General features: G+C 42.7%; 27 protein-coding genes, 2 tRNA genes and 1 other RNA gene. 17 read left to right on the top strand and 13 right to left on the bottom strand.

Annotated features, from left to right (window positions below; translation table 11 throughout):
- Positions 1 to 107: 107 nt before the first annotated feature.
- Positions 108 to 2,030: a DNA primase gene (locus tag FTV08_RS01095; protein WP_180086310.1), complete on the bottom strand. Its 1,923-nt coding sequence runs from the start codon at positions 2,028 to 2,030 to the stop codon at positions 108 to 110.
- 225 nt (positions 2,031 to 2,255) lie between these two features.
- Positions 2,256 to 3,221: an outer membrane protein assembly factor BamD gene (locus tag FTV08_RS01090; RefSeq protein ID WP_044108721.1), complete on the bottom strand. Its 966-nt coding sequence runs from the start codon at positions 3,219 to 3,221 to the stop codon at positions 2,256 to 2,258.
- Positions 3,222 to 3,292: 71 nt separating this feature from the next.
- Here FTV08_RS01090 and rluD point away from each other — a divergent pair, with 71 nt between their 5' ends.
- From rluD to FTV08_RS01075, 3 genes are read left to right on the top strand one after another with little or no spacing between them, the layout of a single operon-like run.
- Positions 3,293 to 4,345, top strand: coding sequence for a 23S rRNA pseudouridine(1911/1915/1917) synthase RluD (gene rluD, locus FTV08_RS01085; protein ID WP_180086308.1), 1,053 nt, complete (start codon positions 3,293 to 3,295; stop codon positions 4,343 to 4,345).
- A gap of 37 nt (positions 4,346 to 4,382) precedes the next feature.
- Entirely contained in the window at positions 4,383 to 5,123 is a 741-nt protein-coding gene (gene pgeF / locus FTV08_RS01080) for a peptidoglycan editing factor PgeF (protein ID WP_044108723.1), read from the top strand.
- A 40-nt stretch (positions 5,124 to 5,163) separates the two neighbouring features.
- Positions 5,164 to 5,724, top strand: a complete 561-nt coding sequence (locus FTV08_RS01075) for a flavodoxin family protein (RefSeq protein ID WP_004280587.1) — start codon at positions 5,164 to 5,166, stop codon at positions 5,722 to 5,724.
- Between the two features lie 55 nt (positions 5,725 to 5,779).
- Here the strand turns inward: FTV08_RS01075 and smpB are convergent, their stop codons facing one another.
- Positions 5,780 to 6,259 carry an SsrA-binding protein SmpB gene (smpB, locus tag FTV08_RS01070; protein ID WP_004280586.1) on the bottom strand — a complete coding sequence of 160 codons (480 nt, stop codon included), beginning with the start codon at positions 6,257 to 6,259 and terminating at the stop codon, positions 5,780 to 5,782.
- A gap of 139 nt (positions 6,260 to 6,398) precedes the next feature.
- Here smpB and coaD point away from each other — a divergent pair, with 139 nt between their 5' ends.
- From coaD to FTV08_RS01045, 5 genes are all read left to right on the top strand, one after another.
- A complete protein-coding gene (gene coaD / locus FTV08_RS01065) occupies positions 6,399 to 6,890 on the top strand; it encodes a pantetheine-phosphate adenylyltransferase (RefSeq protein WP_004280585.1) in 492 nt (163 codons plus the stop codon).
- Between the two features lies 1 nt (position 6,891).
- Positions 6,892 to 7,155 carry a YfhL family 4Fe-4S dicluster ferredoxin gene (locus FTV08_RS01060; protein WP_004280584.1) on the top strand — a complete coding sequence of 88 codons (264 nt, stop codon included), beginning with the start codon at positions 6,892 to 6,894 and terminating at the stop codon, positions 7,153 to 7,155.
- 26 nt (positions 7,156 to 7,181) lie between these two features.
- Positions 7,182 to 7,559: RNase P RNA component class A (gene rnpB, locus FTV08_RS01055), an RNA gene on the top strand.
- Between the two features lie 72 nt (positions 7,560 to 7,631).
- Positions 7,632 to 7,708, top strand: a tRNA-Met gene (locus FTV08_RS01050).
- Positions 7,709 to 7,808: 100 nt separating this feature from the next.
- On the top strand, positions 7,809 to 9,248 hold the full coding sequence (locus FTV08_RS01045; RefSeq protein WP_180086306.1) for a P-loop NTPase fold protein: 1,440 nt from the start codon (positions 7,809 to 7,811) through the stop codon (positions 9,246 to 9,248).
- A gap of 2 nt (positions 9,249 to 9,250) precedes the next feature.
- On the opposite strand, the gene FTV08_RS01040 is transcribed toward FTV08_RS01045, so the two are convergent.
- On the bottom strand, positions 9,251 to 9,874 hold the full coding sequence (locus FTV08_RS01040) for a CatB-related O-acetyltransferase (RefSeq protein ID WP_180086304.1): 624 nt from the start codon (positions 9,872 to 9,874) through the stop codon (positions 9,251 to 9,253).
- 112 nt (positions 9,875 to 9,986) lie between these two features.
- Positions 9,987 to 10,382 carry a RidA family protein gene (locus tag FTV08_RS01035; protein ID WP_180086302.1) on the bottom strand — a complete coding sequence of 132 codons (396 nt, stop codon included), beginning with the start codon at positions 10,380 to 10,382 and terminating at the stop codon, positions 9,987 to 9,989.
- A 136-nt stretch (positions 10,383 to 10,518) separates the two neighbouring features.
- On the opposite strand from FTV08_RS01035, the gene FTV08_RS01030 reads away from it, so the two are divergent.
- Positions 10,519 to 11,112 carry a TetR/AcrR family transcriptional regulator gene (locus FTV08_RS01030; protein ID WP_044108725.1) on the top strand — a complete coding sequence of 198 codons (594 nt, stop codon included), beginning with the start codon at positions 10,519 to 10,521 and terminating at the stop codon, positions 11,110 to 11,112.
- A gap of 72 nt (positions 11,113 to 11,184) precedes the next feature.
- Here FTV08_RS01030 and greA read toward each other — a convergent pair whose 3' ends face one another.
- The 3 genes from greA to carA form a co-directional block, all read right to left on the bottom strand.
- Complete coding sequence (gene greA / locus FTV08_RS01025; RefSeq protein ID WP_004645764.1) at positions 11,185 to 11,661, bottom strand: transcription elongation factor GreA; 477 nt, start codon at positions 11,659 to 11,661, stop codon at positions 11,185 to 11,187.
- Positions 11,662 to 11,752: 91 nt separating this feature from the next.
- The gene (gene carB / locus FTV08_RS01020; RefSeq protein WP_180086300.1) at positions 11,753 to 14,983 is read right to left on the bottom strand and encodes a carbamoyl-phosphate synthase large subunit; all 3,231 of its coding nucleotides are present in this window, start codon (positions 14,981 to 14,983) and stop codon (positions 11,753 to 11,755) included.
- A 13-nt stretch (positions 14,984 to 14,996) separates the two neighbouring features.
- Positions 14,997 to 16,136, bottom strand: a complete 1,140-nt coding sequence (gene carA / locus FTV08_RS01015) for a glutamine-hydrolyzing carbamoyl-phosphate synthase small subunit (protein ID WP_044108727.1) — start codon at positions 16,134 to 16,136, stop codon at positions 14,997 to 14,999.
- 308 nt (positions 16,137 to 16,444) lie between these two features.
- Here carA and FTV08_RS01010 point away from each other — a divergent pair, with 308 nt between their 5' ends.
- Positions 16,445 to 16,933: a hypothetical protein gene (locus tag FTV08_RS01010; RefSeq protein ID WP_005106335.1), complete on the top strand. Its 489-nt coding sequence runs from the start codon at positions 16,445 to 16,447 to the stop codon at positions 16,931 to 16,933.
- A gap of 102 nt (positions 16,934 to 17,035) precedes the next feature.
- The gene (locus FTV08_RS01005; protein ID WP_004280572.1) at positions 17,036 to 17,257 is read left to right on the top strand and encodes a hypothetical protein; all 222 of its coding nucleotides are present in this window, start codon (positions 17,036 to 17,038) and stop codon (positions 17,255 to 17,257) included.
- 148 nt (positions 17,258 to 17,405) lie between these two features.
- Here FTV08_RS01005 and FTV08_RS01000 read toward each other — a convergent pair whose 3' ends face one another.
- Positions 17,406 to 17,945 carry a DOMON-like domain-containing protein gene (locus FTV08_RS01000; RefSeq protein WP_005169863.1) on the bottom strand — a complete coding sequence of 180 codons (540 nt, stop codon included), beginning with the start codon at positions 17,943 to 17,945 and terminating at the stop codon, positions 17,406 to 17,408.
- Between the two features lie 11 nt (positions 17,946 to 17,956).
- On the bottom strand, positions 17,957 to 18,280 hold the full coding sequence (gene yhbY, locus FTV08_RS00995) for a ribosome assembly RNA-binding protein YhbY (RefSeq protein ID WP_005097716.1): 324 nt from the start codon (positions 18,278 to 18,280) through the stop codon (positions 17,957 to 17,959).
- 195 nt (positions 18,281 to 18,475) lie between these two features.
- Between yhbY and rlmE the strand changes: the two genes are divergently transcribed.
- The 5 genes from rlmE (at position 18,476) to FTV08_RS00970 (ending at position 23,222) form a co-directional block, all read left to right on the top strand.
- Positions 18,476 to 19,126, top strand: a complete 651-nt coding sequence (gene rlmE, locus FTV08_RS00990) for a 23S rRNA (uridine(2552)-2'-O)-methyltransferase RlmE (protein ID WP_005097715.1) — start codon at positions 18,476 to 18,478, stop codon at positions 19,124 to 19,126.
- Between the two features lie 132 nt (positions 19,127 to 19,258).
- Complete coding sequence (ftsH, locus tag FTV08_RS00985; RefSeq protein ID WP_004280565.1) at positions 19,259 to 21,148, top strand: ATP-dependent zinc metalloprotease FtsH; 1,890 nt, start codon at positions 19,259 to 19,261, stop codon at positions 21,146 to 21,148.
- Positions 21,149 to 21,254: 106 nt separating this feature from the next.
- Positions 21,255 to 21,869, top strand: a complete 615-nt coding sequence (locus tag FTV08_RS00980) for a GNAT family N-acetyltransferase (protein ID WP_180086298.1) — start codon at positions 21,255 to 21,257, stop codon at positions 21,867 to 21,869.
- Between the two features lie 78 nt (positions 21,870 to 21,947).
- Entirely contained in the window at positions 21,948 to 22,799 is an 852-nt protein-coding gene (gene folP, locus FTV08_RS00975; RefSeq protein WP_180086296.1) for a dihydropteroate synthase, read from the top strand.
- Between the two features lie 108 nt (positions 22,800 to 22,907).
- On the top strand, positions 22,908 to 23,222 hold the full coding sequence (locus FTV08_RS00970) for a DUF5713 family protein (RefSeq protein WP_071850728.1): 315 nt from the start codon (positions 22,908 to 22,910) through the stop codon (positions 23,220 to 23,222).
- 30 nt (positions 23,223 to 23,252) lie between these two features.
- Here FTV08_RS00970 and FTV08_RS00965 read toward each other — a convergent pair whose 3' ends face one another.
- From FTV08_RS00965 to FTV08_RS00955, 3 genes are all read right to left on the bottom strand, one after another.
- Positions 23,253 to 23,939, bottom strand: a complete 687-nt coding sequence (locus FTV08_RS00965; RefSeq protein WP_180086294.1) for a hypothetical protein — start codon at positions 23,937 to 23,939, stop codon at positions 23,253 to 23,255.
- 91 nt (positions 23,940 to 24,030) lie between these two features.
- Positions 24,031 to 24,116 (bottom strand) — tRNA-Leu (locus FTV08_RS00960).
- A gap of 169 nt (positions 24,117 to 24,285) precedes the next feature.
- Positions 24,286 to 25,014, bottom strand: coding sequence for a hypothetical protein (locus FTV08_RS00955; RefSeq protein WP_180086496.1), 729 nt, complete (start codon positions 25,012 to 25,014; stop codon positions 24,286 to 24,288).
- A gap of 174 nt (positions 25,015 to 25,188) precedes the next feature.
- On the opposite strand from FTV08_RS00955, the gene FTV08_RS00950 reads away from it, so the two are divergent.
- Entirely contained in the window at positions 25,189 to 25,695 is a 507-nt protein-coding gene (locus FTV08_RS00950) for a hypothetical protein (RefSeq protein WP_180086292.1), read from the top strand.
- The last annotated feature ends 30 nt before the right edge of the window (positions 25,696 to 25,725 follow it).

Here is a 25,725-nt window from a genome sequence, read left to right as displayed (position 1 = left end):
TTTGTACTTCAACATAAAACCCAGCCTGATTATTTGAGAAAATTATAAATAATAATGTGAGCTAGCAGTGACTTCATTGGATTCAAAAGAATCAATAATTTGAAAAATTAATCTTCTAACAGGGTCATTGAGCGTTTGCGGTCAATCTCATAAATCTGCATTTTCAGGTTTTTCATTTCTGCAATACTGTTAAATTTCTTGGATTTAATCTTGTTTTTTAAACACTGATATTGCAGCTTGGTTGAAAAATCAGCCGCGAGCTTATCGGCCTGTTCCGGCGATGAGGTGTAATCGCTGACATTGGCATGCTGCAGAATATGCTGCAGTTCATGATGATGGGCTGCGCAGGCACCGAGCACATAATAGATCGACAGTTCAGGATCATCCGGCAAGTCATCAAAAATCACATTCAGAATATTCAAAATCTTAAACAGCAACTGATCTTCCGCTACTAGCGCGCGCAGTGGTTCAAAATGAATATACAGATAAGGATGATTCATCAAGATCGCAATCACATATTCTTCAGCATCAATTTTGGTACTAAAGCTTAAAGATGCATCTGTATTGACCTTAGGTTGCCATTTACGATTAAAGCCCAGTTTTTCACGGAAAAATTGCTGCAGCAGATAACGGAAGGAGCCGTGTTTGGGCAGTAATTCGGTCAGATTTTTTAGTTCACCCATAACCTGACTCTTGCCTTCAGGTGTGGTGATGTCCTGATTTTGGGTCAGGTGAGCAAACACGAAGTCTGACATCAACGGCGCCTGATCCAGCAATCGTCTGAAATTCTCTATGCCTTCACGACGGATCAATGAATCTGGGTCATGGTCAGCGGGCAAGACAAAAAACTTCAGCTCTCGGCCATCATTCAGCAGGGGCAAGGCAATGTCCAGAGTACGGCGTGCCGCTTTTTGACCGGCAGCATCCCCATCAAAGGCAATGGTCAGCCGGTTGCTCTGTTTGAACAGAATATTCAGGTGGTCGGTATTACTCGCTGTGCCTAAAGTCGCCACTGCGCCATGAATGCCATATTGCTGGAGCGCAATTACATCCATATAGCCTTCGACCATCAGCCATTCTTGGGCTTTCTGCTTGCGCCCTTCATACAGACCATACAGCAACTGGTTTTTATGGAAGACCTCAGAATCTGGCGAGTTGATATATTTAGGTTTAATCTCGTCATTGAGTGCGCGACCACCAAAGCCGACCACACGCCCCTTGGTATCACGGATCGGGAAAATCACCCGTTCACGCAGCAGATCAAAATCACGGCCACTGTCGCTGGTACGAATCAGACCTAAAAGTTTTAAGCCTTCAATATCCTGAGGAAAGGCTTTTTCCAGATGTTGCCAGTCTTCGGGCGCATAGCCTAAGCGCCAATAGGCAATGGTTTCTGTAGTCAGACCACGCTGTTTAAAGTATTGCTGAGCACTCGGGCTGTTGGGTAACTGGCGCTCATAGAACTGCGCGATATTTTCCAGCAGATCATAGAGATTACCGTCTTGCTGAACTTCTGCCATGGGCAGGTGTTCAAAAGAAGCAAAAGGGTCACCATAAAAATCCTGTTCGACTGCCTGAAACTCTGCAAATGGGTCAAAACTCGCCGTAGATGCAGCACTATTATTTTCTGTTGGGGCGTTATTTTGTTGCGGCTGAGCTTGTGGTGCCGCTTGAGCAGGCGCAATTTTAGGTTTGGCTGCTTCACGTTTATATTTTAATTTATTGGAATCGGTATTGTCTTTAGGCAGTTCGATGCCGGTCTGACTGGACAGATCTTTCATCACTTCGACAAAATTGCGGCTGCCAATGTCCATTAAAAAACGGATGGCATTACCGTTGGCCTGACAGCCAAAACAGTGAAAATACTGTTTATCACGATAGACGTGGAAAGACGGTGATTTTTCCTGATGAAAAGGGCAGCAGCCTGAATAGGTACGGCCCGTTTTTTTCAGTTTTACGAATTGACCAATCACATCGACAATATCGGTGCGATCGAGAATCTGATCAATCGTATGTTGAGGAATGGCCATGGTCTGTTGAGCTTCTCGCGCTGGTATTTAAGGTCTAAATCACTGAAAAAATGAAAATAGTCTGGCTGAACATTGAATATTTCAAGTTCCTTTGTATACCTTTTGCACGTTTTGTTCAAGCCTTGGCCGGACAACGCAAAAGGGCAAGTATGATACCTTGCCCTTGAGGAAAATGCACCTGTAAAGCGCTGTCTTATTTGCTGATGCTGCCGGACTTATTCAGCTTTATTCAGCCGTTTTAGGACGATCAAGCAAACCAAATGAAATACGGTTGGTGATGCTGCGCTTTTCAGTTTCTGGCGCATCTGACTGTGCATCGGTGTCGGTTACAGTCTTGGCTTCTTTACCAAAAATACCCAGTGTCGCGCGGTTAAAGAAACTGCTTTCGCTACGCGCTGCACGCAGATTCACCGTACCATCTGATTTCACCAGATTCGGATAATTCAGCTTTAACACATCCACATATTGCTGAGAAGTCGCTTTATCACCTAGCTGAGCATAGCCATAAGCAACCGTTGCCAGTGCTTCTGGAATCTGCGGAGTTTGTGGATAATGCTCAATCACCCACAAGCCACGTTCAACTGCTGCCAGATACGCCTTACGCTTGATGTTAAAACGTGCTGCATTCATTTCATGCTCAGCCAGTTCCTGACCGATAAACTGCATACGCTGTGCGGCATCGACTGCATAGGTACTCGACGGATAGCGGCGAATGAAATCAACAAAATTCTGGTAAGCTACTTTCAGGTAGCTGACATCACGATGCGATTGTTTCAGTGAGGTATAACGCAGCAGGCCGTTATAGTTCTGTTCCATATTGGCGACACCGCGTACATAGTAAGCATAATCGACATTTGGATGTTGCGGGTTCAGACGGATAAAACGCTCTGCCAGTGCAACCGCACCTTCATAATCTTTTTGCTGGAATTTTACATACAACAGTTCAAGCTGCGCCTGAGGGGCATACTGACTGGTCGGGAAATAAGTTTCCAGCGCTTCTAACTGTTTTGCTGCATCGGTATATTGATTACGATCTAGCGCTTTCTGTGCTTTTTGAATATAAACCTGTTCGCTAGATTCCGGACCTTTATCCACGACTTCTTTTTTTGGATTACTGCTACAGCCTACCATTGCCGATGCAATGCCTAATGTCACAGCAAGCATTGTCATTTTATAATGTGGTAGCGACATAAAAATTCCTCTGTTAATACGGGCAATGAGCTACAATTGCACTATTAAACCACTTTTGTCTGAATGAGCAAATGAGTCAAGCACAATCTTCCAATTTTAATATCCCTGATACTGATTTCAATTTACTTGAAGATTCTGAGGATGCAGATAACCATACTTCAGAAGCAACTGCAACACGTTTATCGTTGCAATTTCAACTGGATGAAACTTATATCGGGCAACGGATCGACCAGATTGCCGCAATGGTCTGGAGCGATTTTTCTCGAGAAAAATTAAAGCAATGGATTAAAGATGGCAATTTATTGGTGAATGGTCAACCGGTTAAGCCGAAATTTAAAAGTGATGGTTTTGAAACCCTGACTTTAAATGTTGAGCTTGAAGCGCAAACGCGCAGTCTGCCGGAAGATATTCCACTGGTCATCATCTATGAAGATGATGACATTATGGTCATCAACAAACCAGTCGGTATGGTGGTACATCCGGGCGCTGGCAATAGTTCTGGCACCTTGGTGAATGCTTTATTGCATCACTATCCGAAATCGGCTGAACTGGCGCGTGCAGGTCTGGTACATCGTATCGATAAAGACACCAGCGGTCTGTTAGTCGTCGCCAAAAATCTGGAAGCACAATTTGCCTTAAGCAAACAGCTTGAGAAAAAATCAGTATATCGCCTGTATGACTTGGTGGTTTACGGCAATATTATTGCTGGCGGTACCATTGATGAACCCATCAAACGTCATCCGGTGGATCGTGTGAAAATGACCGTACTTCCAGGTGGTAAAGACGCGGTGACGCATTACAATGTCAAAGAGCGTTTCCAGCATTTTACCCGTGTTCAAGCCCGTCTGGAAACTGGACGTACCCATCAGATCCGTGTGCATTTTAGCTATATCGGCTTTGGCTTGGTGGGCGATCAGGTGTATATGCCACGTGTCCGTATGCCTGCAGGTGCATCGCAATTATTAGATGATACTTTGCGTGGCTTCAAGCGTCAGGCTTTGCATGCTGTACAACTCGGTCTGACCCATCCGCGTACCAAAGAAGAAATGACCTTTGAAGCACCGTGGCCGGAAGACTTTACCAATCTGGTTGAAGTGCTGCGTACCGAAAACAAAGCCTATTAATCTTTTTATTTAGTTCGCGTCAAAGCAAGGAATCGAGATGCAATTTGTACCAGGACTTCCACAAGGTGTGTATGTCGGCCAGACTCGCGTTCACCATGCGAAAGTACAGCCATCCGCACAGCCTGAGCTTGCAGGTTTTAACTTGGCCTTGCATGTGCAGGATAATGCGCTACGGGTACAACAGCATCGTATGGCTTTATTGCAGGATTTCGCTGCCTTTGGCGTAGATAAAATTACCTGGATGACCCAGACGCATAGCACCATTTGTCATAGCATTAATGAGCAGATGCCATTTACCGCACTGGTCGGAGATGGTCTGGTGACGCAGCGCAAGGCGCATGCCTTGATGATGATGACTGCAGACTGTTTACCTGTGGTAATGGGGAATGCGAAAGGTACGGAAGTTGCCAATTTGCATGCCGGCTGGCGTGGTCTGGCCGGTGGGATTATTGAAAATACCCTTGTAGCCATGCAAACTCCGCCGACTTGGGCCTGGCTCGGGGCGGCCATTAGTCAGCCATGTTTTGAAATTGGCGCTGAAGTAAAAGCTGCTTTTTGTAGTAAATATCCTGAACTGGACAGTGCATTTCAGGCCGGTGAACAGGCAGGTAAATATTATGCCGACCTGTATGCGATTGCGCGTTATATCTTGCAGCAACACGGCATAAATACCGTATTGGGTGGGGATCAGTGTTCTTATCGTCAAGCACATGAATATTTTTCTTATCGCCGTGAGCCAAAAACAGGGCGTATGGCGACATTCGTGTTTATGACATGAAAATGTTAAACTTAACTGAATTTTTTGGCTTTTGAGCGTTATGTCCCTATCTTCCAAATCTGTTGCGATTGTTTATCACAGTCCTTATGGACACACGGCTAAAGTGGCAAATTTTATTGCCGATGGTGCACGGGAAACCGGTGTTCAGGTGCATATGATGAATGTCGAACATATAGACTGGGATGTACTGGATGCCGCCGATGCAATTATATTTGGCTGTCCGACCTATATGGGTAGCCTGACCTCTGCCATGAAGCTATTTATGGAACAGTCTTCCAAGCGCTGGTTGGCACGTACCTGGCAGGGAAAACTGGCAGCGGCTTTTACCAATGGTGGCGGACTTAGTGGCGATAAGCTGGCAGTGTTACAGCAGATCAATCTGTTCGCCATGCAGCACGGTATGCTATGGAGTGGCTTACCATTAATGCCGACAGGTCGTGCCGTGACTGATCTAAACCGGATGTCGAGCTTTTTGGGTTTAATGACCCAGTCAGATAACGCACCGGTAGAAGTGACTCCACCTGAAGGCGATTTAAAAACCGCGTTCTGGTTTGGGGAATATATTGCCCTGACTCTGGCAAGACTGGGCGGTAAAGCTTAAAGTTATAATAAAACCTCCAAATGCGGAGGTTTTTTTATATTCAACTTTTAATCCATTATTTATGGAAAATTCGCGCCTTATCACGTTGCCAGTCACGGTCTTTTTCGGTGGCACGTTTGTCATGAAGCTGCTTACCTTTCACCAGAGCAATTTCCAGCTTGGCATGTGGACCTTTCCAGTAGCAGGCCAATGGAACGCAGGAATAACCTTTCTGATTAATTGCACCCATCAACTTTTCAATTTCACGGCGATTCAGCAACAGCTTGCGGGTACGAGTTGCTTCAGGCACCACATGGGTTGAAGCGCTTAATAAGGGCTGAACCTGTGCACCAAACAAGAACGCTTCACCATTTTTAAAGGTAATATAACTTTCTACGATGGTCATACGACCAGCACGCATTGATTTGACTTCCCAGCCTTTTAATGAAAGCCCCGCTTCAAATTTCTCTTCAATAAAATAATCGTGGCGGGCACGTTTATTCAGTGCAATGGTACCGCCATTATTTTTTTTTACTACAATAGATGCTTTCGCCATAATCTGATACTTCCAAACGTGCTGCTATTGTACCGCAACTAGAAATAAGGTGAAGTTTTTTAAATTAATGAGGATTATTCACCAAAAAAACAAGTTTTTGCTAAAATAAGATTCTACATAACAAACAGAGTACAAATGGATGTCTAAAACTCGTGTGATTTATCCGGGGACTTTTGATCCAATTACCAATGGACATATTGATTTGGTAACACGCGCAGCGCGAATGTTTGATGAAGTCGTGGTAGCCATTGCCATCGGTCATCATAAAAATCCGGTATTTAGTCTGGAAGAGCGTGTCGCATTGGCGAAAGAGTCATTGAGTCATTTGGACAATGTTGAATTTGTAGGCTTTGACGGTTTGCTCGTCAATTTTTTCCGTGAGCAAAAGGCGACTGCTGTATTGCGTGGTTTGCGGGCAGTATCTGATTTTGAGTACGAATTTCAGCTGGCAAATATGAACCGTCAGCTGGACTCCCACTTTGAAGCGGTATTTTTAACTCCTTCAGAACAATATTCTTTTATTTCATCCACTTTGGTGCGTGAAATTGCTCGATTAAGAGGTGATGTAACCAAGTTTGTACCACCAAACGTGGTTGCGGCCTTCGAGCGTAAACTTCAACAAGGTTGGTAGCGTGTCTTTATATATCACCGATGAATGTATTAACTGTGATGTCTGTGAACCTGTATGCCCGAATGAGGCCATCTATATGGGTGAACTCATTTATGAGATTCATCCAGACCTATGTACAGAGTGCGTCGGACATCATGATCAACCACAGTGCCAGTTGTTCTGTCCGGTGGATTGTATTCCACTGGATCCGAATCATGTCGAAACGCAGGAACAGCTGCAAGCCAAGTATGAAAAACTGACTGCTCAAAAAACATCAAGCAATTAGTCTCGATATTTGATACTATGCCGCTCGAAGTGAGCCAGACGATCGCTGCTGTGGAAATCTCCGTGATTGAAGCAGGGGAGGAAAGTCCGGGCTTCATAGGGCAAGGTGCCAGGTAACGCCTGGGCGGTGCAAACCGACGGCAAGTGCAGCAGAGAGAAGACCGCCTTCATTATGTTTTCGAGCAATCGGAATCGGAGGTAAGGGTGAAAGGGTGCGGTAAGAGCGCACCGCATGGCTGGTAACAGTTCATGGCGAGGTAAACCCCACCGGAAGCAAGACCAAATAGGAATCCATTAGGCATGGCCCATGCTGGATTCGGGTAGGTCGCTTGAGCGCATGAGTGATTGTGCGCCTAGAGGAATGATCGTTCACGACAGAACCCGGCTTATCGGCTCACTTCAACAAATTTTGATCAAACAGCACAATATGGGGTTGACGTGATTTACAGAAAATCCCATAATGCGCGCACAGTTTAAGGCTATGTAGCTCAGTTGGTTAGAGCACCGCACTCATAATGCGGGGGTCACAAGTTCAAGTCTCGTCATAGCCACCATATTCTGAAAAAACCCGCTCCGATTGAGTGGGTTTTTTTATGCCTTTAAAAATTAAAATGAATATAATGAATGAATTGTAAACGAATGAAATTTAATAAAATGACTATAGATCAAATAAATTGGCAGAAAGATAATTTTGAGAATATTCAAACTGCTTGGGATGGTGATTTGTGGGATCGCCGTCGTTTAGGTGAACAATTAGAACGTTATGTGGATCGTTTGCAATGTGGCGCTGTATTAGCTTTGGATGCACGTTGGGGTGAGGGGAAAACGTGGTTTGTTCGGCATTGGGCAAAGCATTTATCTGATACAGAACATGATGTTATTTATTTAGATGCCTTCGCAAATGATTATTTAGATGATCCTTTCTTAACGATTGCAGCAGAGATTAGCCAAGCTTTTAAAGATTCTGATGAAATTGGTATTGAAGAGATTAATGATTTTAATTCAAAGACTGCCTCGGTTTTAATTTCTCTAGCAGCTGTAATACCAATGATTGCAGCTAAAGCTGGAATGCACTGGATAGGTTTAGGTGGAGCAGGCGAGACAATAAAAGCAGTTTATGATGAGGGAAAGGATGTTTTTGATGTTGCTAGTGAGGAAGTAGCATCTAAAGTAAAAGAGCAAATAGAAAAGAAAATTGAAAATCATCATATAGAAAAACAAACGATTCAGGATTTTAAGAAAGAACTAGCCGAACTTGCTGCTCAATTAGAAAAACCTTTAGTTTTTATTATTGATGAGTTAGATCGCTGTCGCCCCGATTTTGCAATTCGTCTAATTGAAAGAATTAAGCACTTTTTTGATATTCCAAAAATTGTTTTTGTTTTAGTAATGAATAAGCCACAATTATTACAATCTATCAAAAGTGTGTATGGTTATGAAGCAGAGATGAATGGTGATTATTTAGAAAAATTTATTGATTTTACAGTACATCTTTCTTCAGAAAAGTGTGAAAAAAATTATGAAAATATTATCAAAGAACAACTCTTTCGAATAGGAGAGTTGGCTAATAAAGATGAAGTGAACGAGTTCTATTTTTGGGTTTTAGCTTTGCAATTAGAGAAAAAATTAAATCCGCGTGAGTTAGTTAAAAAGCTAAATCAATATGCTTTATTAAGGACAAATGAAACTAACAAGAATTTAATTCTTATTAGCCTAATGATGACACCGTTAACAGTACAACATGATTATATTAGGTATTTTGAAATAATTATTAAAATCTTATCTAATAATCTGTATTTAAATAAGAGGGATTTTATGAAAAAACATAACCTTAATTTAAATTTTGATACTAAGTTTGATGCAATTACTGATACTACATGGGTGCGAGATATATTGAAATGGGATTATAAAGTTGAAGATTTTTTTATGAGTAGCTTTATTCATGAGCATCATAATATTGAGCGAATTAGAGATGATGCTAGTTGGAAAGAAAGCAAGTACATAGAGTATTTGTCTGCATTTTCAATAAGCCCTTTGAATAAAACTAGTGATTTTATTGAATCTTGGATGAATTATATAAAAACTGGACTGTAATTTTATGAATTAGATATAAAATTTACCAAGCTAACCACATCATCCGTCTGCAACTGTTCACGCATTTTTAAAAACTGCTTTTCATCTATATTGTAAACTTGGAGGGAAAGCAGTTTTTCTATATCTTCTTGTGGAAAACGATATTTAATAATTTTAGCAGGTACACCACCGACAACTGCATATGGTGGCACATCTTTGGTCACGACTGCGCCTGTCGCCACTACCGCGCCTTCACCAAGGTTCACACCCTGCATAATCAAAGCGCGTGAGCCAATCCAACAGCCATCGCCAATAATAGTATCGCCAGCAGGTACAAAACTGCGTGTATCGAATGGAAACGCTGAAATCCAGTCGGTACGGTGGAGTTGATTGCCACCCATCATAATCACGCACTCAGCACCAAAACAGACAAAATTACCGATATAGAGCTGGTCGATGGGCTTCTCAGACGTTGCAGGCCTGTCATGTAAATAACGCACTACACAACGCTCAAACCCCTGATCCCAATAGGCCGAATAATACGAATAATTCCCTTTGATATGAATGTTGGGATTCTTCACCGTTTTTGAGATGAACTCGAATTCACACCAGTGATTCACAGGAGAATTAATTAACTTTTCAGACATGAGGAGGCTATAACCACAAGGAATGCATCATTATACCGAATTGGACTTTAAGCTGAATCAACAATCTTAATTCAGCCAGTGAATCGAATATTAAAGCACGTGCTGACCTTGCTTAAGTGCTACGAGGAATACGGGCAATCACTTTAATTTCAAAATCAAAACCTGCCAGCCAAGTCACGCCCACCGCAGTCCAGTTTGGGTAAGGCTTTTGATTAAACACTTGTTGTTTAACTTTCATAATACTTTCAAACTGCCGTTCGGGGTCAGTGTGAAAAGTAGTGACATCGACAATATTGTCGAAGCTACAACCAGCCGCTGCCAAAGTTGCAGCTAAGTTTTTAAAAGCCTGTTCTACCTGTTTCTCGAAATCTGGTTCAGGAGAGCCATCTTCACGGCTACCGACCTGACCAGAAACAAAAAGTAAGTCTTCCGATTTGATCGCAGCAGAATAACCATGCTGTTCATAGAGGGCATGGCGGTCTTGGGGAAATATCGCAGTTCTAGTCATGTCTATTCTCATTCAATATCTAATTTATCAGTGAGTGAAAGCAATTTAACTTTCACATACGCATCGTATGTAAACATAATTGACATACGGCCCGTATGTCAATTAAAATTTTTGTGATGATGAGGTAAAGTAATTCATGTCTGTTCGTGAACAAAAGATGGCGGAAACCCGCAAGAAACTGATAGAAGTGGCACGCCGTGCGTTTGCGGAATATGGTTATGCTGGCACTTCAATGGATAAGCTCACGGCAGAAGCAGGGCTGACTCGTGGTGCGCTGTATCATCATTTTGGTGATAAAAAAGGCTTATTTGCTGCAGTGGTCGACCAGATCGATTCGGAAATGGCTTCATCTGCCCAGCAGCATCTGGAGCAGCCTGATGATCTGTGGGAAGGATTGTTGCTTGAAGGGCAGACCTATATTCAAAATGCCTTAAACTCTGAATTCCAGCGCATTGTATTGCGCGATGGGCCTGCGGTATTGGGTGATCCTGCACACTGGCCAAGTCAAAACAGATGTTTGCAGTCCACGCGTGAATGTGTTGAGCAATTATTGGTATCAGACCGGATTAAAGCAGTCGATCCGGAAGCTGCCGCGGTATTTTTAAATGGTGCTGCAATGAATGCAGCACTCTGGGTGGCTTCTAGCGAACATCCTGAGCAGGTACTGCCTGAGGCTTTACATGCATTTAATTTATTTGCATCGGGGTTTTTAAAAGAAGCCCAGAGCTAATTCGTTTGTAGGAAGCAGATAAAGGTAAAAAACCCCTCAATCGAGGGGCTTTAAATTAAACAGCTTTAAATTTTAAAGATATTCAACTTTCACAATTTCGTATTCAACTTCACCGTTTGGTGTATTAATTTTCACATCGTCGCCTTCGTTTTTACCTAAAAGACCACGTGCAATTGGCGAGTTCACAGAGATCTTGTTAATCTTAAAGTCTGCTTCGTCATCACCTACAATTTTATAGGTTTTCTGTTCTTCAGTATCCAGATTTTCAATCGTGACCGTTACACCAAAAACCACACGACCATTCTGTTCAAGTTCTTTTACGTCGATCACCTGAGCTGCACCCAGTTTGCCTTCGATGTCCTGAATACGACCTTCGCAGAAGCCTTGCTGTTCACGTGCTGCATGGTATTCTGCATTTTCTTTTAAGTCGCCGTGTTCACGCGCTTCTGCAATTGAAGCTGTGATACGTGGACGATCCACTGTTTTCAGTTGGTGTAATTCTTTCTCTAAGGCAATTTTGCCTTCAGGTGTCATAGGATAACGTTGCATGTTGTCCCTCAAAAGTCAGTTGAAAGATATAGAATCTATAAATAAAAAAAAGCCCGCCACCAAGAAGGTGGCGGGACTTCTTGGAAGTGAATTAACCTTTAGTTAGGTCTTGCAAACGATATACATCCATCGGCAATTTAATTGCTAAAGCTTGGCATACTGCATCTGCACCATTCAATGTAGTTGTGTTATACACTTTACCTTGAAGGGCTGAACGACGGATCGAGAATGAGTCTTCTTGTGCCTTTTTGCCTTCAGTCGTGTTAATCACAAGGTGGATTTCGCCGTTCTTAATACGGTCCACGATGTTAGGACGACCTTCAGTCACTTTATTGACACGTTCACATTCCAGACCAGCATCGCTAATCACTTTAAATGTACCATCAGTTGCAAGAATCTTGAAGCCTAGGTCAATCAATTGTTTTGCGATACCCGCTGCACGTGGTTTATCTGAGTCACGTACAGAGATAAATGCGTGTTTCACTTCGCCTTCAGTTGGAAGACCTGGTAAACGCTCGTTTGCACCTAAAACAGCTTTATAGAACGCTTCACCAAATGTTTTACCAACGCCCATCACTTCGCCAGTCGATTTCATCTCAGGGCCAAGGATCGGGTCAACACCAGGGAACTTGTTGAATGGGAACACGGCTTCTTTGACAGAGAAGTGCTCAGGAATAATCTCTGAGGTGAATCCTTGAGATTCTAGAGATTGACCCGCCATACAACGTGCAGCAACTTTCGCTAAAGATTCGCCGATACATTTAGAAACGAATGGCACAGTACGTGATGCACGTGGGTTCACTTCCAGGATGTAAACGTCTTCACCTTTTACAGCAAACTGAACGTTCATCAAACCGATTACGCCAAGTTCTTTTGCCATAGCCACGGTTTGACGGCGCATTTCGTCCTGAATCTCTTTAGATAGAGAGTAAGGAGGAATCGAACATGCCGAGTCGCCTGAGTGAATACCCGCTTGCTCAATGTGCTGCATGATACCGCCGATCACCACGTCTTTACCGTCAGATACGCAGTCCACGTCAACTTCGATCGCATCATCTAAGAAACGGTCAAGAAGAACAGGCGCTTCGTTAGATGCTTGAACTGCATCACGTAAGTAGCGTTTAAGTTCTTCATCGTTGTACACGATTTCCATCGCACGACCACCAAGGACGTAAGAAGGACGTACGACAAGTGGGTAGCCTACTTTAGACGCTTCAGCCATACCTTCTTCAGCAGATTTTACGATGCTGTTGTTTGGTTGGCGAAGTTGTAGACGTTGAATCATTTGCTGGAAACGTTCACGGTCTTCTGCACGGTCAATTGCGTCAGGCGATGTACCAATGATTGGAGCACCAGCTTCTTCTAAAGCACGAGCCAATTTCAAAGGTGTTTGACCACCGTACTGAACGATAATGCCTTTAGGCTTCTCGATACGCACGATTTCTAAAACGTCTTCTAAAGTGATCGGTTCGAAGTACAAACGATCTGAAGTGTCGTAATCCGTAGAAACAGTTTCAGGGTTACAGTTCACCATAATGGTTTCGTAACCGTCTTCACGCATCGCAAGGGCAGCGTGTACACAGCAGTAATCGAACTCGATACCTTGACCGATACGGTTAGGGCCACCGCCGATCACCATGATCTTGTCTTTGTTCGATGGATTTGCTTCACATTCTTCATCGTAAGTTGAGTACATGTAAGCTGTATCAGATTCGAATTCTGCAGCACATGTATCGACACGTTTGTAAACTGGCGTTACGCCCAGGTTCCAACGATGTTTACGGAATTGCTTTTGTGAAATACCCATCAAGTCTGCAATGCGAAGATCTGATAAACCTTTACGTTTGAATCCACGGATGTTGTCCGCATTCAAGTCGCCAAAACCTAAAGTTTTGATTTGGTTTTCAGTTTTGATGATGTCTTCGATTTGAATCAAGAACCAGCGGTCAATGTTCGTTGCAGCGAATACTTCGTCTAAAGTAAAGCCGTGACGGAATGCATCGCCCACGTACCAGATACGCTCTGGACCTGGCACTTTAAGTTCTTGCAAGATTTTGTCGCGCGCGCCTTCAGCACCCACTTCAATTTTTTCGTCAAAACCAGAAGCACCCACTTCAAGACCACGAAGGGCTTTTTGTACAGATTCCTGGAAGTTACGACCAATCGCCATTACTTCACCGACAGATTTCATCTGAGTTGTAAGCGTTGCGTCAGCTTGTGGGAATTTCTCGAAGTTGAAACGAGGAATCTTAGTAACTACGTAGTCAATTGCAGGTTCAAACGATGCAGGTGTGGTACCGCCAGTGATGTCGTTTTTCAACTCATCAAGCGTGTAACCAACCGCTAATTTCGCAGCGATTTTTGCAATTGGGAAACCAGTTGCTTTAGAGGCAAGGGCAGATGAACGTGATACACGTGGGTTCATCTCGATCACAACCATACGACCAGTATTTGGACAAATACCGAACTGTACGTTAGAACCACCTGTTTCTACGCCAATTTCACGTAGTACAGCTAAAGATGCGTTACGTAGAAGTTGGAATTCTTTGTCTGTAAGCGTTTGAGCAGGGGCAACAGTGATTGAGTCACCAGTGTGTACGCCCATTGGGTCAAAGTTTTCAATCGTACATACGATGATACAGTTGTCGTTTTTGTCACGAACAACTTCCATCTCGTACTCTTTCCAACCAATTAAAGATTCATCGATCAATAATTGTTTAGTCGGAGAAAGATCGAAACCGCGTTCACAAATTTCGATGAATTCTTCTTTGTTGTAAGCGATACCGCCACCAGAACCACCCATGGTGAATGATGGACGGATAATTACTGGGAAGCCGAAACGTGCTTGAATTTCTAAAGCATGTTCCATTGACTCAGCAACGTCAGCTTTTGGACATTCAAGACCAATTTTACGCATTGCCTGGTCAAACAGTTTACGGTCTTCAGCTTTTTCAATTGCTTCTTTGGTCGCACCGATCAATTCAACATTGAATTTTTCTAAAATGCCGTGCTCATCAAGGGCAAGGGCACAGTTCAATGCAGTTTGACCACCCATGGTCGGAAGAACAGCATCTGGGCGTTCTTTCTCAATAATCGCTGCAACAGTTTGCCAAGTAATTGGCTCAATATAAGTTGCATCTGCCATGGTTGGGTCGGTCATGATGGTCGCTGGGTTCGAGTTGACCAAAATAACGCGGTAGCCTTCTTCACGAAGGGCTTTACATGCTTGAGCACCTGAGTAGTCAAACTCACATGCTTGACCGATGACAATCGGACCAGCACCAATAATCAAGATGCTTTTAATGTCAGTACGTTTAGCCATGATGCTTCCTTAATTACTTCTTAGATGCTTCGATAAGTTCGATGAAATGATCGAACAATGGTGCGCAGTCATGTGGACCCGGGCTTGCTTCAGGGTGACCCTGGAAGCTGAACGCAGGTTTGTCTGTACGATGGATACCTTGGTTGGTGCCATCAAACAGTGAGCGATGCGTTACACGCAACACATCAGGCAGATTGCTTTCATCGACTGCGAAGCCATGGTTTTGAGAAGTAATCATCACTGTACCGTTATCAAGATTTTGTACAGGATGGTTCGCACCGTGGTGGCCGTGAGGCATTTTTAAGGTTTTAGCACCACTTGCAAGCGCAAGGATCTGGTGACCCAGGCAGATACCAAATACTGGAATTTCAGTGGTTTCTACAATTGTTTTTACAGCTTCAATTGCGTAGTCACATGCAGCCGGATCACCAGGACCGTTCGAAAGGAACACGCCATCTGGATTCAGTGCAAGTACATCAGCAGCAGGAGTTTGCGCCGGCACAACAGTCAGTTTACAACCGCGGTCTGCGAGCATACGTAAGATGTTGGTTTTGACACCGTAATCGTATGCAACAACATGGAATTTAGCTTCTGGTTGAGAGAAACCTTTGCCTAATGTCCAAGAGCCTTCAGTCCATTCAAAACCTTCAGGGTCGCAACATTCTTTTGCCAGGTCTAAACCGTTTAAACCACCAAATGCACGTGCTTTTTCAAGCGCTTCAACTTCAGTGATATTTTCGCCAGCAAGGATACAGCCATTTTGCGCACCTTTGTCACGTAAGATACGTGTCAATTTACGCGTGTCGATATCCGCAATTGCCACAACATTGTGTTGTACCAAATATTCAGCTAATGATTGGGTTGAACGGAAGTTACTGTGCAGTAAAGGCAGGTCACGAATGATCAATCCGTTCGCCCAAACCTTATGAATACGACCTGATTCAGCGTCTTCTTCATTACAGCCTGTGTTACCGATATGTGGGTAAGTCAGTGTCACAAGTTGCTGTGCATAACTCGGGTCAGTCAAAATTTCTTGATAGCCAGTCATGGCAGTGTTGAAAACGACTTCACCAGTCGTACTACCCGATGCGCCAATCGAAGTACCTTTAAAGATAGTTCCGTCGGCAAGGGCTAAAATTGCTGGGGTGCTCAAACCAAAGCTCCTGAAATTTAGGCTGTAAAAAAGCGAGAAGACGAAAAAAAAGGAAGGCTATTTTTTAAACCTACCCTCCTATGTCTGCTCGCTTGAACTTAACACGGCATTATACGCAGAATGACCCCTAAAGTCCAACGGCTTTGCAGCGAAAGTATGAGATAAATGGCTTGCTTTTTGCATGGAAGTCTGTTTTGTAAGCAATGTGAAAAAATGTAAGCAATTAATAATTGTCAGACAAATCAAATCTTAATTTTTATCAAATCTACTAATATAGCTTAGTCGATATAACAATAGGAACAAGACAAATGGCTACAGCACCTAAATCTACTACATCTAAAAAAATCACTCCGAGCGTGGTAACTGAAACTGCCGAGAAGCTTGAAAAAGTAGCAGTCGAGGCTAAAGATCAGGCAATTGAAACCATCGAGGAAAGTAAGGAAAAGCTTGAAGTTGAAGCCAAACAGTTAAGCGATACTGTGCAGGAACAATTGCGTCAATTTAAGCAGGAAGTGTTACAGCGTATTGATACTTTGAAGGAGCAGATTTTCGGTTCGCAGAAAGAATTAACCGAATTGAAAAGCTTTATCAAGACAGAATTCAACGCTGTCGTCGAAGACTTATCCAATCTGGGTAAAGAGCTGAAAGAAGATGTCAGTCAGATTTCGACCAAGCATAAGGAACATCTGACCGATACTTTTAAACGTTCTAAGGATAGTACCATTGAAGTACTGAAAAAAGTCAAACCCGTGGTGAAAACAGAGAGCTCGGACAAAAGTCCTGAGCTGAAAAGTTAGGCTGCGCTGAAAGGCCGCTATTTAAAAAGGAGAACAATCAAATGTTCTCCTTTGTCTTTATGCAGCAAAACGGACTCACAATAACAATTAGAGGGGGTCACGATGCAACAGCATTTTGTAGGTGTACTTATTTTACTGATATTGATCATGCTACTGAATCTGGAAAGCGGATTGGGGCGCATACTTTATCTAGGTGTAATCGTATTATGTCTGGGAGTACTGGGACTGGTGTTTGGGACCATTCTTCTGATGATCATTACTTTTGCTTTTATTCTTTATGCTGCTGTGAAATCCATTCAGGAACAGCATCATCTGCATCATTAAAATATGAACGTTGAAAACGATAAAAAATCTAAAATAATTACATAGAGGATCAATCATTGTTGAGCAATAAACAAAAACGTGAGACTTTAAGTCTCACGTTTTATTCGCCTGTTACACTTTAAATGGCTGATGCACAGCGTCAATCTATTTAAAACACATGTAACCAGTCACGTTTATTATGAAAATCTGCCTGAGGACTACTATGCTGCATGGCATAGTATTGATCACCCTGCGAGGTTTTTAAAACAGCAGATAAACCCAGGAACAAGTTTTCCCACTTCAGTTTATGTGTTGCCATAAAATCAGTCAGATCCACACTGACATTAAGACCATAATGCGTACGTTTGAGTTGATTCAGCTCAATATCATCCGCAGCTTGCGGTGGCATATCTTCAGGATAACGGTATTCTTCAAATTGATAAGCCTGCCAGGCCTGAGAAGGGGAAAGATTAATCTCACGATAAAAATCTTCACCCTGAACCCCAATAAAAATTTCAAAGCAGGTCTGTTCCCACAAGAAATCCTGACGGGGATGTGCAGCTACCATGTCTGGCCACAGGATGTAATGATTTGGATCGCGGATCCAGAAGCCCACATTTAAACTACATGGACCTTGCTGTTCAATGGCAGCAACCAGAGAGATGGCCTGAAAACGGCGATCAAATGCGCTAAGTTCGTAACTTGCCATAAGTCCTGTACTTAGTTAGACAAATGAGCGAAACGAACAAGATTGGACAATTTTTGGTTCTGTTTTGCCGCTTTCTTATAAAGAAGTGCAATTTTACCAATAGTTTGAACCACTTCAGCACCAGTCGCTTCTGAAATTTCAGCAATCAGCGCTGCACGCGCTTCACGATCTTCAGCGACAATTTTAACTTTAATCAGTTCGTGATCGTTTAAAGCACGCGCTAATTCTTCGATGACATTTTCCGTCAGACCTTTGTCACCTAGCATCACGACTGGGTTAAGTGTATGTCCGATTTGACGTAAACGCTTACGTTCCTGAATAGATAAAGCCGCCATGAGAGATAACCTGAATTTTAAAACGGCTTAGTATAGCAAAAGCAAAAAATAAACGCTGTAAATTATCAGGAAATAATCATATTCAATCTGTCCACGGAGAGAGCAAAAGCCTTAGATTTAGATACACATGTATACTGCAAAATAAGTCTTTTTCACGTACAATTAATAATGAGACATTTTTTTATTTAGAGAGTTATGGCTACACGCATTACCAACCAAAAGTTATCTAAAAGTAGTCGTGATTGGATGAGAGAGCATTTAGACGATCCTTATGTGAAAAAGGCACAAAAGGAAGGCTATCGTGCGCGTGCAGCATATAAGCTCTTAGAAATGCAAGAAAAGTATAAAATCATTAAACCTGGTATGACTGTGGTCGACCTGGGCGCAGCGCCAGGCAGCTGGTCACAGATTGCCGGTAAACTTGTTGGCGATAAGGGTTTATTGATTGCATCTGATATTTTACCAATGGATGCTTTACCAGATGTCACTTTTCTGCAAGGTGACTTCCGTGAAGAAGAAGTTTTCCAAAAACTGCTAGAAATTTTAGATGGTCGTACTGTAGACGTTGTAATTTCAGATATGGCCCCCAATACATCAGGTAATAAGGCTGTAGATCAACCGCGTCAGATTTACTTGTGTGAACTTGCACTGGATTTTGCCAATAAGGTGCTAGGCCCTAAAGGTCAATTTGTGGTAAAAGTTTTCCAAGGCTCAGGTTTTGACGAATTCCGTAAGCAAGTGGTTGATAGTTTTGATATTCTGAAAACATCTAAACCCTTGGCATCACGTGCTCGCTCTAAAGAAGTTTTCCTGATCGGGCAGGGACGTAAGAAGGCTTTAAAATAAGTCTACTTGCCAAGTCGTTAAAAATTGTGCATTTTGTACGTTTTCAGATAATTGTAAGTTGATTTACAGCTTAAGTATTAAGGTCACCCTGAACAGGGCATGATCAAATTAGATTGGAATGGGAATAAAGCTTTGAGCGATCTTTTTAAGAATGCCGTATTGTGGCTCGTGATACTGGGTGTGCTGGTGTTAATCTTCAGCAACGTCAGTGACCGCAATCAACCGACTACAATGAACTACTCAGAGTTTGTTGCCGCGGTCAATGCTGGCCAAATTAAACAAGTTGTGATTGACGGCGAAAGAATCCGTGGCGAAAAATCGAACGGTTCAGAGTTTGAAAGTATCCGTCCGGCAGTTCAGGATCCTGAACTGATGCCAAGCCTGATTAAAAATAATGTTGTGGTTGAAGGTGAAGCACCACAACGTCAAGGCTTGCTCATGCAGTTGCTTATTGCAAGTTTCCCTGTACTTTTAATCATTTTGTTATTCATGTTCTTTATGCGCAACATGGGTGGCGGTGCAGGTGGCAAAAACGGCCCAATGAGTTTTGGTAAATCTAAAGCCAAAATGCTGTCTGAAGACCAGATTAAAGTCACTTTCACTGATGTTGCTGGTTGTGACGAAGCCAAGCAAGAAGTCGTTGAAATCGTAGATTTCCTGAAAGATCCAACCAAATTTAAACGTCTGGGTGCGAGTATTCCACGCGGTGTGTTAATGGTCGGTCCTCCAGGTACGGGTAAAACCCTACTTGCCAAAGCCATTGCCGGTGAAGCGAAAGTTCCATTCTTTAGTATTTCAGGTTCTGACTTCGTTGAGATGTTTGTCGGTGTCGGTGCATCCCGTGTTCGTGACATGTTCGAACAGGCGAAACGTCATGCGCCATGTATCATCTTTATTGATGAGATTGATGCAGTCGGTCGTCATCGTGGTTCAGGTACTGGTGGTGGTCACGATGAACGTGAACAGACACTGAACCAGATGCTGGTTGAAATGGACGGCTTTGAGGGCAATGAAGGCATTATCGTGATTGCTGCAACCAACCGTGCAGATGTACTGGATAAAGCACTTCTTCGTCCAGGCCGTTTTGACCGTCAAGTTGTGGTTGGTTTGCCAGACATTAAAGGTCGTGAACAAATCCTGAATGTACATTTGAAAAAATTGCCTTCAGTGACAGGTGTGGATGTTAAAGTTCTTGCACGTGGTACACCGGGCTTCTCGGGTGCGCAATTAGCAAACCTGGTGAATGAAGCTGCTTTATTTGCTGCACGCCGTAACAAAAACACCGTCGATATGCATGACTTTGAAGATGCAAAAGACAAGCTGTATATGGGGCCTGAGCGTAAATCGATGGTACTTCGTGATGAAGAGCGTCGTGCGACGGCTTATCATGAAGCAGGGCATGCGATTGTTGCTGAAAGCTTGCCAGGTACAGATCCTGTGCATAAGGTGACAATCATGCCACGTGGCTGGGCTTTAGGTGTTACCTGGCAGCTGCCTGAATTTGACCAGACCAGCCATTACAAAGACAAAATGTTGAATGAACTTTCGATTTTGTTTGGTGGCCGTATTGCTGAAGAAGTCTTCATTAACCAGATGTCGACCGGCGCTTCAAATGACTTCGAACGTGCAACCAAAATGGCACGTGCAATGGTGACCAAATATGGTATGTCGGACAAACTCGGTGTCATGGTCTATGAAGAAGATGCACAGCAATCTTTCATGGGCAGTATTGGTAGCCGCAGTATTTCGGAAACCACACAACTAGAAGTCGATCGTGAAATTCGTCGAATTCTAGATGAGCAATATAAAATCGCACGCGATATCTTGGAAAGCAAAAAAGATATTGCCCATGCGATGGTGAAAGCCTTGATGGAATGGGAAACCATTGATCGTGATCAAATCCGTGACATCATGGAAGGTCGTGAGCCTCAGCCACCAAAAGTCTATGTTGCAGATAATCCTGTGATTGATGTAACGCCAGATGATGGTCCGTTGACTCCTCCGCCATTGCCAGCGAACTAAGTTCAATAAAAAAACCACCTTCGGGTGGTTTTTTTATGCTTGTCATTTTTGTCATATCTTTTTGAATGTTATATTGAGCTATTAAAAATGAATAAGAAAAACAAAAATGAATATACCTGTGCTGGAATCCAGTGTTTACCAGCTTCGTCTTGAACCGTTGAGCTGGGAACATTTTTCTGATTTAGCCATCGCATGCGCTGAAGAAAATTTAGGCGAGATTTTATATAACTCAGTGCCTTATCTGCATAACTTAAAAAAATATTTTTCGCAGGCCTTTGAACAGCAAGCTCAAGGTGAAAGGATGGCTTTTGCTGTGATCGATTTAAACTCCGGTCAAGCAATTGGAACTACCAGTTATCATGATATTAAGACGGAAATTCCACGTTTTGAAATTGGTTATACCTGGTATGCCAAGGGCTATCACAGAACTTATGTAAATCGCGCATGTAAGTATCTCTTGTTAAGACATGCTTTTGAAAGTTTAAACGTTCAGGTTGTCGGCTTTCGGACTGATCACTTGAATCTTCCTAGCCAGAAAGCGATTGAAGGAATAGGTGCCAAGCGGGATGGCATTATCAGGTGTCATATGCTGCGTAAAGATGGACAGACTATTCGAGATAGCTACATCTATAGTATTTTAGAAAGTGAATGGTCAGATGTGAAAACATTATTACAAACTAAGATGATGCAATATTCCCGAAATAATTACTTCGAAATCTAGGTCCTGGCCTTATTCATCTTTGCTTTAATTAACTATCCATAAGACAATATCGGGGTTATTTTAAGTGAGTATTGAATCATGCAGCTGATGCCTTTGTTACCACATGTATGGACATTTGGTGATTTAAAATTGGACTTATCCCAGCCGCATGTAATGGGGATTCTCAATGTCACCCCGGATTCTTTTAGTGATGGTGGCTGGCATAATCAAAAAGAAGATGCAGTCGCCCGCGCACTGGAAATGATGGCTGAAGGCGCAACCGTCATCGACATTGGGGGTGAATCGACCCGTCCAGGTGCAGCAGCAGTAGAAGTGGAGGAAGAAATTCGCCGCGTGGTGCCTGTGGTTGAAGCTTTATCCAAACATAATATCATTCTCTCGATTGATACGTCGCAACCTGAAGTCATACGCGCAGCAGTTCAGGCCGGAGCGCATATCTGGAATGATGTCCGTGCTTTGACTCGGCCGAATGCATTGCAGACCGCAGCAGAGCTGAATATTCCAGTGATCATCATGCATATGCGCGGTGAACCGACCACCATGAACAATCTGGATCAATATGAAGATGTCACTGCTGATGTGATTCGTGAGTTATCCCAACGCGTTCAGGATGCCTTGGATGTGGGAGTGAAAGCGGAAAATATCATGATTGATCCAGGTTTTGGTTTCGCTAAAAATGCCCAGCAAAATCTCAAGCTGTTGCAAGAGTTTTATAAACTGACAGAAATGGGCTATCCGATTTTGTCTGCTTTATCTCGTAAACGCTTTATTGGGACAGTTCTAGATGGTGCAGCACCGCAAGAGCGTGCAATAGGTTCGGCAACAGCGCATTTGTTGAGTATTCAGCAGGGTGCATGTATGGTACGGGCACATGATGTTAAGGCTACAGCCGATGCGATTAAAGTCTGGCAAGCCATGCAAATGGCTTAGAAAGCGAGGCTGGGAAATCCCTACATTGGCAATGTTGTTTGGCTTTTAAGCAACAATATGCTATATAGGCACGCTTAGATTAGATAGTCATCCTTTAGAGTGCCTGTAATGTTTGCAGATTTACTTCTCCCCATGTTCGATGATGAGTATTATCCCGATATTCTGGTTGCTGAAATCAAGCAGCACATCGAACGTTTTGCCCAAAAAGTCGCTAAATCAGGTTTGTCAGATCAAGAGATTTATCAGCTTGCCAATCTGACTGTGGCTGATATTAATGTCATGAAACCTCAGTTCGAAGATCTGGATTCGTCTCTGGATGATACTGCCGCGGATTATATTGCCGAAGCCATGATGATGGTGGTGCAAGAGCACGGCCTGTTCGAGATTGAAATGGAAGAACTGATTACCAATCGTGAATGGTGATTTAAGAAAACCCTGCAGATGCAGGGTTTTTTATTGTCTGTTCAAATAATCTTTAAAGCTATTAAAGCGAATTGAGCCGAGTAATTGTTGCTCTTCATTCATGCATTGCTGATAAAGATTCTGGTAATAAGCCTGCAGATTTGACTGACCCTGAATCTGTTGTGGTGTTTTGGATCTGGACTGTTGATAAGCCCAAAAAGCCAGTTGCCGGAGTTTCTGCAACCTGATTTGATCAATTGCATTACAGGAACTTTTAAATAAAGGTTCCAAGATCACAGCGCCAAAAGAGGATAGCGCTAAAATGATCATGCTGATAATAACCAGCACATCCGAATGAATCAGATAGAAGTTGAGCAATAAGCATAGAAAAATTGGAATTTGCAGATAGAGACAATTTTGCAAACGCTGACTATAGGCTTTGGAGCTGAATTGCGCCTGATATTGTGCATGCCAGATATAGGGATAGAGTAGTGCCATCAGCACAATTAAGGTGACATTAAAGGCAATCGTGGCATTCTTGAAAAAATAATATTCCAGGAATACTGAACTGATGCTGCAGGCTACACAGATCAGAAGAGAGAGTAAATTAATCGCGAGAACAAACTGGATATTTTGCAGGGCATTAAATTTAAAGCGGCTATAACGCAGCTTCAGGAAAAAAGCGTCTGGATGACGTAATTGTAATGTAGCGAGATCGAAGTGTTTTAATTCTGACATGGGGATTTCGCGCTAAAAGAATAAAATGCAGGCACAAAAAAACCAGCCTAATGCTGGATTTTTTATTGCACCATTTTAATAAAGATTAAAATGGTGCCCGAGGCCAGACTCGAACTGGCACGCTTTGTGGGCGGGGGATTTTAAATCCCCTGTGTCTACCGATTTCACCACTCGGGCATGTGCGCAATAATAGAGGACGAAATAAAGCTTGGCAAGCAAATTCAGAAATGATTGCTTTCTTTTCAAGCAATTCCGTGGCTTCTATTCTAAAAACCAGCAAATCAGCGTTTTTAAAAGTTAATATTTGCAGATCTTTAAGACGACCAATGAAAAAGGATAGAGAGAACTATGAATTTTCATCCAGATAGCTGTCGACATCTAGATGCTTGATCGTTTTACAATATTGATGCTCATATTTCAGCAGCCGCGTATATAACCCGGCATAGTGATTTAATTGCTGTTTTAGTTCGGCATACCGAGGATCATGGCTTGAATAAAAACGTAATTTTAGTCGGATCAGGCAGGTTTGTTTATAAGCCCAGAAACAGATTTTACGTAATTGTTGTAGCTGATAGTGCTCAGTATTTTTACTATTTTCCTTGAATAAATTTTCTCGATAAAAGCGCACAAAACCAAAGCTCACGCCAAAGAAGAATAAGCTCCACATCAGCAAACTGCTTTGTATAAAGACCAGATTTAACGCTTGCATCAGAATCACAATAGCCATCTTGATCGGGGTATGCCGTAATAATTGATACAGCGAATAAGAAGAATGCTGAATCTGGTACAGAATCAAGGTGAGACTCAACATCAGGAACAGTAGAATGGCCAACATGGCATAACTCTGCGCCTGAAATTCGCTGATTTGCACAAAAGATTGCTGTACGAAATCTCCTAACATCAAACTGATGGGAACAAAAATCATGGCGGCCAAGGCCCAAGGAATTAAAAGCTTGGCTTTACCCCAGATTCCACGGACTTTAATCTGACTGTAAAACAGGTAATTTCCTTTAAATGCAGTCGGATATTGGCGCTTAAGTTGCTGCAGCAACAAAGTCACTTGCGTAGTGGGCATCATCCAGAGATTAATTTAATATATAGATGAAGCACTATAGTCGATTTTGCGCAAAATCGCAGAAGAAATGCAGTTTCAGGTCGTAGCGCTGTTTTAATCATGAAGATTTTGATTTTTTAGCCACGAATTATGCGAAAATAGCCGATTCAAGATTTATTTTTTTAAGGACAGTTTATGACTGATCAATCTCCTCAGGCGTTAAGCGACATCGAAATTTTAGACATCCTGCAAAGTATGAAAAAGGATGAGCTAAATACTGAGGCGCAAGCAGCAATTCGTCAGGGTGTTAAAGCTGGTCGTCAGGAAGCGCATAAAGCAGCCTTAGTAGCATTGAATCAGTCATTTGAAGACAAGTTTGTCGAAGCCGTATCTTTGGCTTTGGGTCTAAATGCAGCACAAATCAAAAAAATCCGTTATAAAAAAGACCGGATCCGTATTTTAAAAGCGCGCGGTATTGATTATATGGCAATTGATGGTGCTGAAACTGCACAGGTACTGTCACAAATTGCCCAAGCAATTGTGCGTGAAGATGCAATTGTCACCCATGACCTGCATAATATTTTCCCATTCTGGAAAGAAGGCTGGCCTATGGTGCAATTCGATAATGCCTACAAAATTTTAGAAGATGATATCCAGATTCACTATCAAGCCGTTCTTGAGGCTTTATTAGCAAAAATCTAAGCTGTAACTAGATATAAACAAAAGCATCTT

This window comes from Acinetobacter sp. YH12226 (assembly GCF_013417805.1).
Lineage (GTDB): Bacteria > Pseudomonadota > Gammaproteobacteria > Pseudomonadales > Moraxellaceae > Acinetobacter.
Note: the sequence above shows the minus strand (reverse complement) of the source record. Positions and strands in the feature narration are given on the sequence as shown.

What these genes read in the sequence shown, in the direction of transcription:
- FTV08_RS01000 (WP_005169863.1), bottom strand. Translation starts at nt 17,945, where the DNA reads ATGGCAAGTTACGAACTTAGCGCATTTGATCGCCGTTTTCAGGCCATC.
- FTV08_RS01095 (WP_180086310.1), bottom strand. Translation starts at nt 2,030, where the DNA reads ATGGCCATTCCTCAACATACGATTGATCAGATTCTCGATCGCACCGAT.
- smpB (WP_004280586.1), bottom strand. Translation starts at nt 6,259, where the DNA reads ATGGCGAAAGCATCTATTGTAGTAAAAAAAAATAATGGCGGTACCATT.
- coaD (WP_004280585.1), top strand. Translation starts at nt 6,399, where the DNA reads ATGTCTAAAACTCGTGTGATTTATCCGGGGACTTTTGATCCAATTACC.
- FTV08_RS00970 (WP_071850728.1), top strand. Translation starts at nt 22,908, where the DNA reads ATGTTTGCAGATTTACTTCTCCCCATGTTCGATGATGAGTATTATCCC.
- FTV08_RS01075 (WP_004280587.1), top strand. Translation starts at nt 5,164, where the DNA reads ATGTCCCTATCTTCCAAATCTGTTGCGATTGTTTATCACAGTCCTTAT.
- FTV08_RS01010 (WP_005106335.1), top strand. Translation starts at nt 16,445, where the DNA reads ATGGCTACAGCACCTAAATCTACTACATCTAAAAAAATCACTCCGAGC.
- folP (WP_180086296.1), top strand. Translation starts at nt 21,948, where the DNA reads ATGCAGCTGATGCCTTTGTTACCACATGTATGGACATTTGGTGATTTA.
- FTV08_RS01030 (WP_044108725.1), top strand. Translation starts at nt 10,519, where the DNA reads ATGTCTGTTCGTGAACAAAAGATGGCGGAAACCCGCAAGAAACTGATA.
- yhbY (WP_005097716.1), bottom strand. Translation starts at nt 18,280, where the DNA reads ATGGCGGCTTTATCTATTCAGGAACGTAAGCGTTTACGTCAAATCGGA.
- FTV08_RS01045 (WP_180086306.1), top strand. Translation starts at nt 7,809, where the DNA reads ATGACTATAGATCAAATAAATTGGCAGAAAGATAATTTTGAGAATATT.
- FTV08_RS01005 (WP_004280572.1), top strand. Translation starts at nt 17,036, where the DNA reads ATGCAACAGCATTTTGTAGGTGTACTTATTTTACTGATATTGATCATG.
- greA (WP_004645764.1), bottom strand. Translation starts at nt 11,661, where the DNA reads ATGCAACGTTATCCTATGACACCTGAAGGCAAAATTGCCTTAGAGAAA.
- rluD (WP_180086308.1), top strand. Translation starts at nt 3,293, where the DNA reads ATGAGTCAAGCACAATCTTCCAATTTTAATATCCCTGATACTGATTTC.
- FTV08_RS01090 (WP_044108721.1), bottom strand. Translation starts at nt 3,221, where the DNA reads ATGTCGCTACCACATTATAAAATGACAATGCTTGCTGTGACATTAGGC.
- rlmE (WP_005097715.1), top strand. Translation starts at nt 18,476, where the DNA reads ATGGCTACACGCATTACCAACCAAAAGTTATCTAAAAGTAGTCGTGAT.
- carB (WP_180086300.1), bottom strand. Translation starts at nt 14,983, where the DNA reads ATGGCTAAACGTACTGACATTAAAAGCATCTTGATTATTGGTGCTGGT.
- FTV08_RS00965 (WP_180086294.1), bottom strand. Translation starts at nt 23,939, where the DNA reads ATGTCAGAATTAAAACACTTCGATCTCGCTACATTACAATTACGTCAT.
- FTV08_RS00980 (WP_180086298.1), top strand. Translation starts at nt 21,255, where the DNA reads ATGAATATACCTGTGCTGGAATCCAGTGTTTACCAGCTTCGTCTTGAA.
- pgeF (WP_044108723.1), top strand. Translation starts at nt 4,383, where the DNA reads ATGCAATTTGTACCAGGACTTCCACAAGGTGTGTATGTCGGCCAGACT.
- FTV08_RS01035 (WP_180086302.1), bottom strand. Translation starts at nt 10,382, where the DNA reads ATGACTAGAACTGCGATATTTCCCCAAGACCGCCATGCCCTCTATGAA.
- FTV08_RS01040 (WP_180086304.1), bottom strand. Translation starts at nt 9,874, where the DNA reads ATGTCTGAAAAGTTAATTAATTCTCCTGTGAATCACTGGTGTGAATTC.
- FTV08_RS00955 (WP_180086496.1), bottom strand. Translation starts at nt 25,014, where the DNA reads ATGCCCACTACGCAAGTGACTTTGTTGCTGCAGCAACTTAAGCGCCAA.
- FTV08_RS00950 (WP_180086292.1), top strand. Translation starts at nt 25,189, where the DNA reads ATGACTGATCAATCTCCTCAGGCGTTAAGCGACATCGAAATTTTAGAC.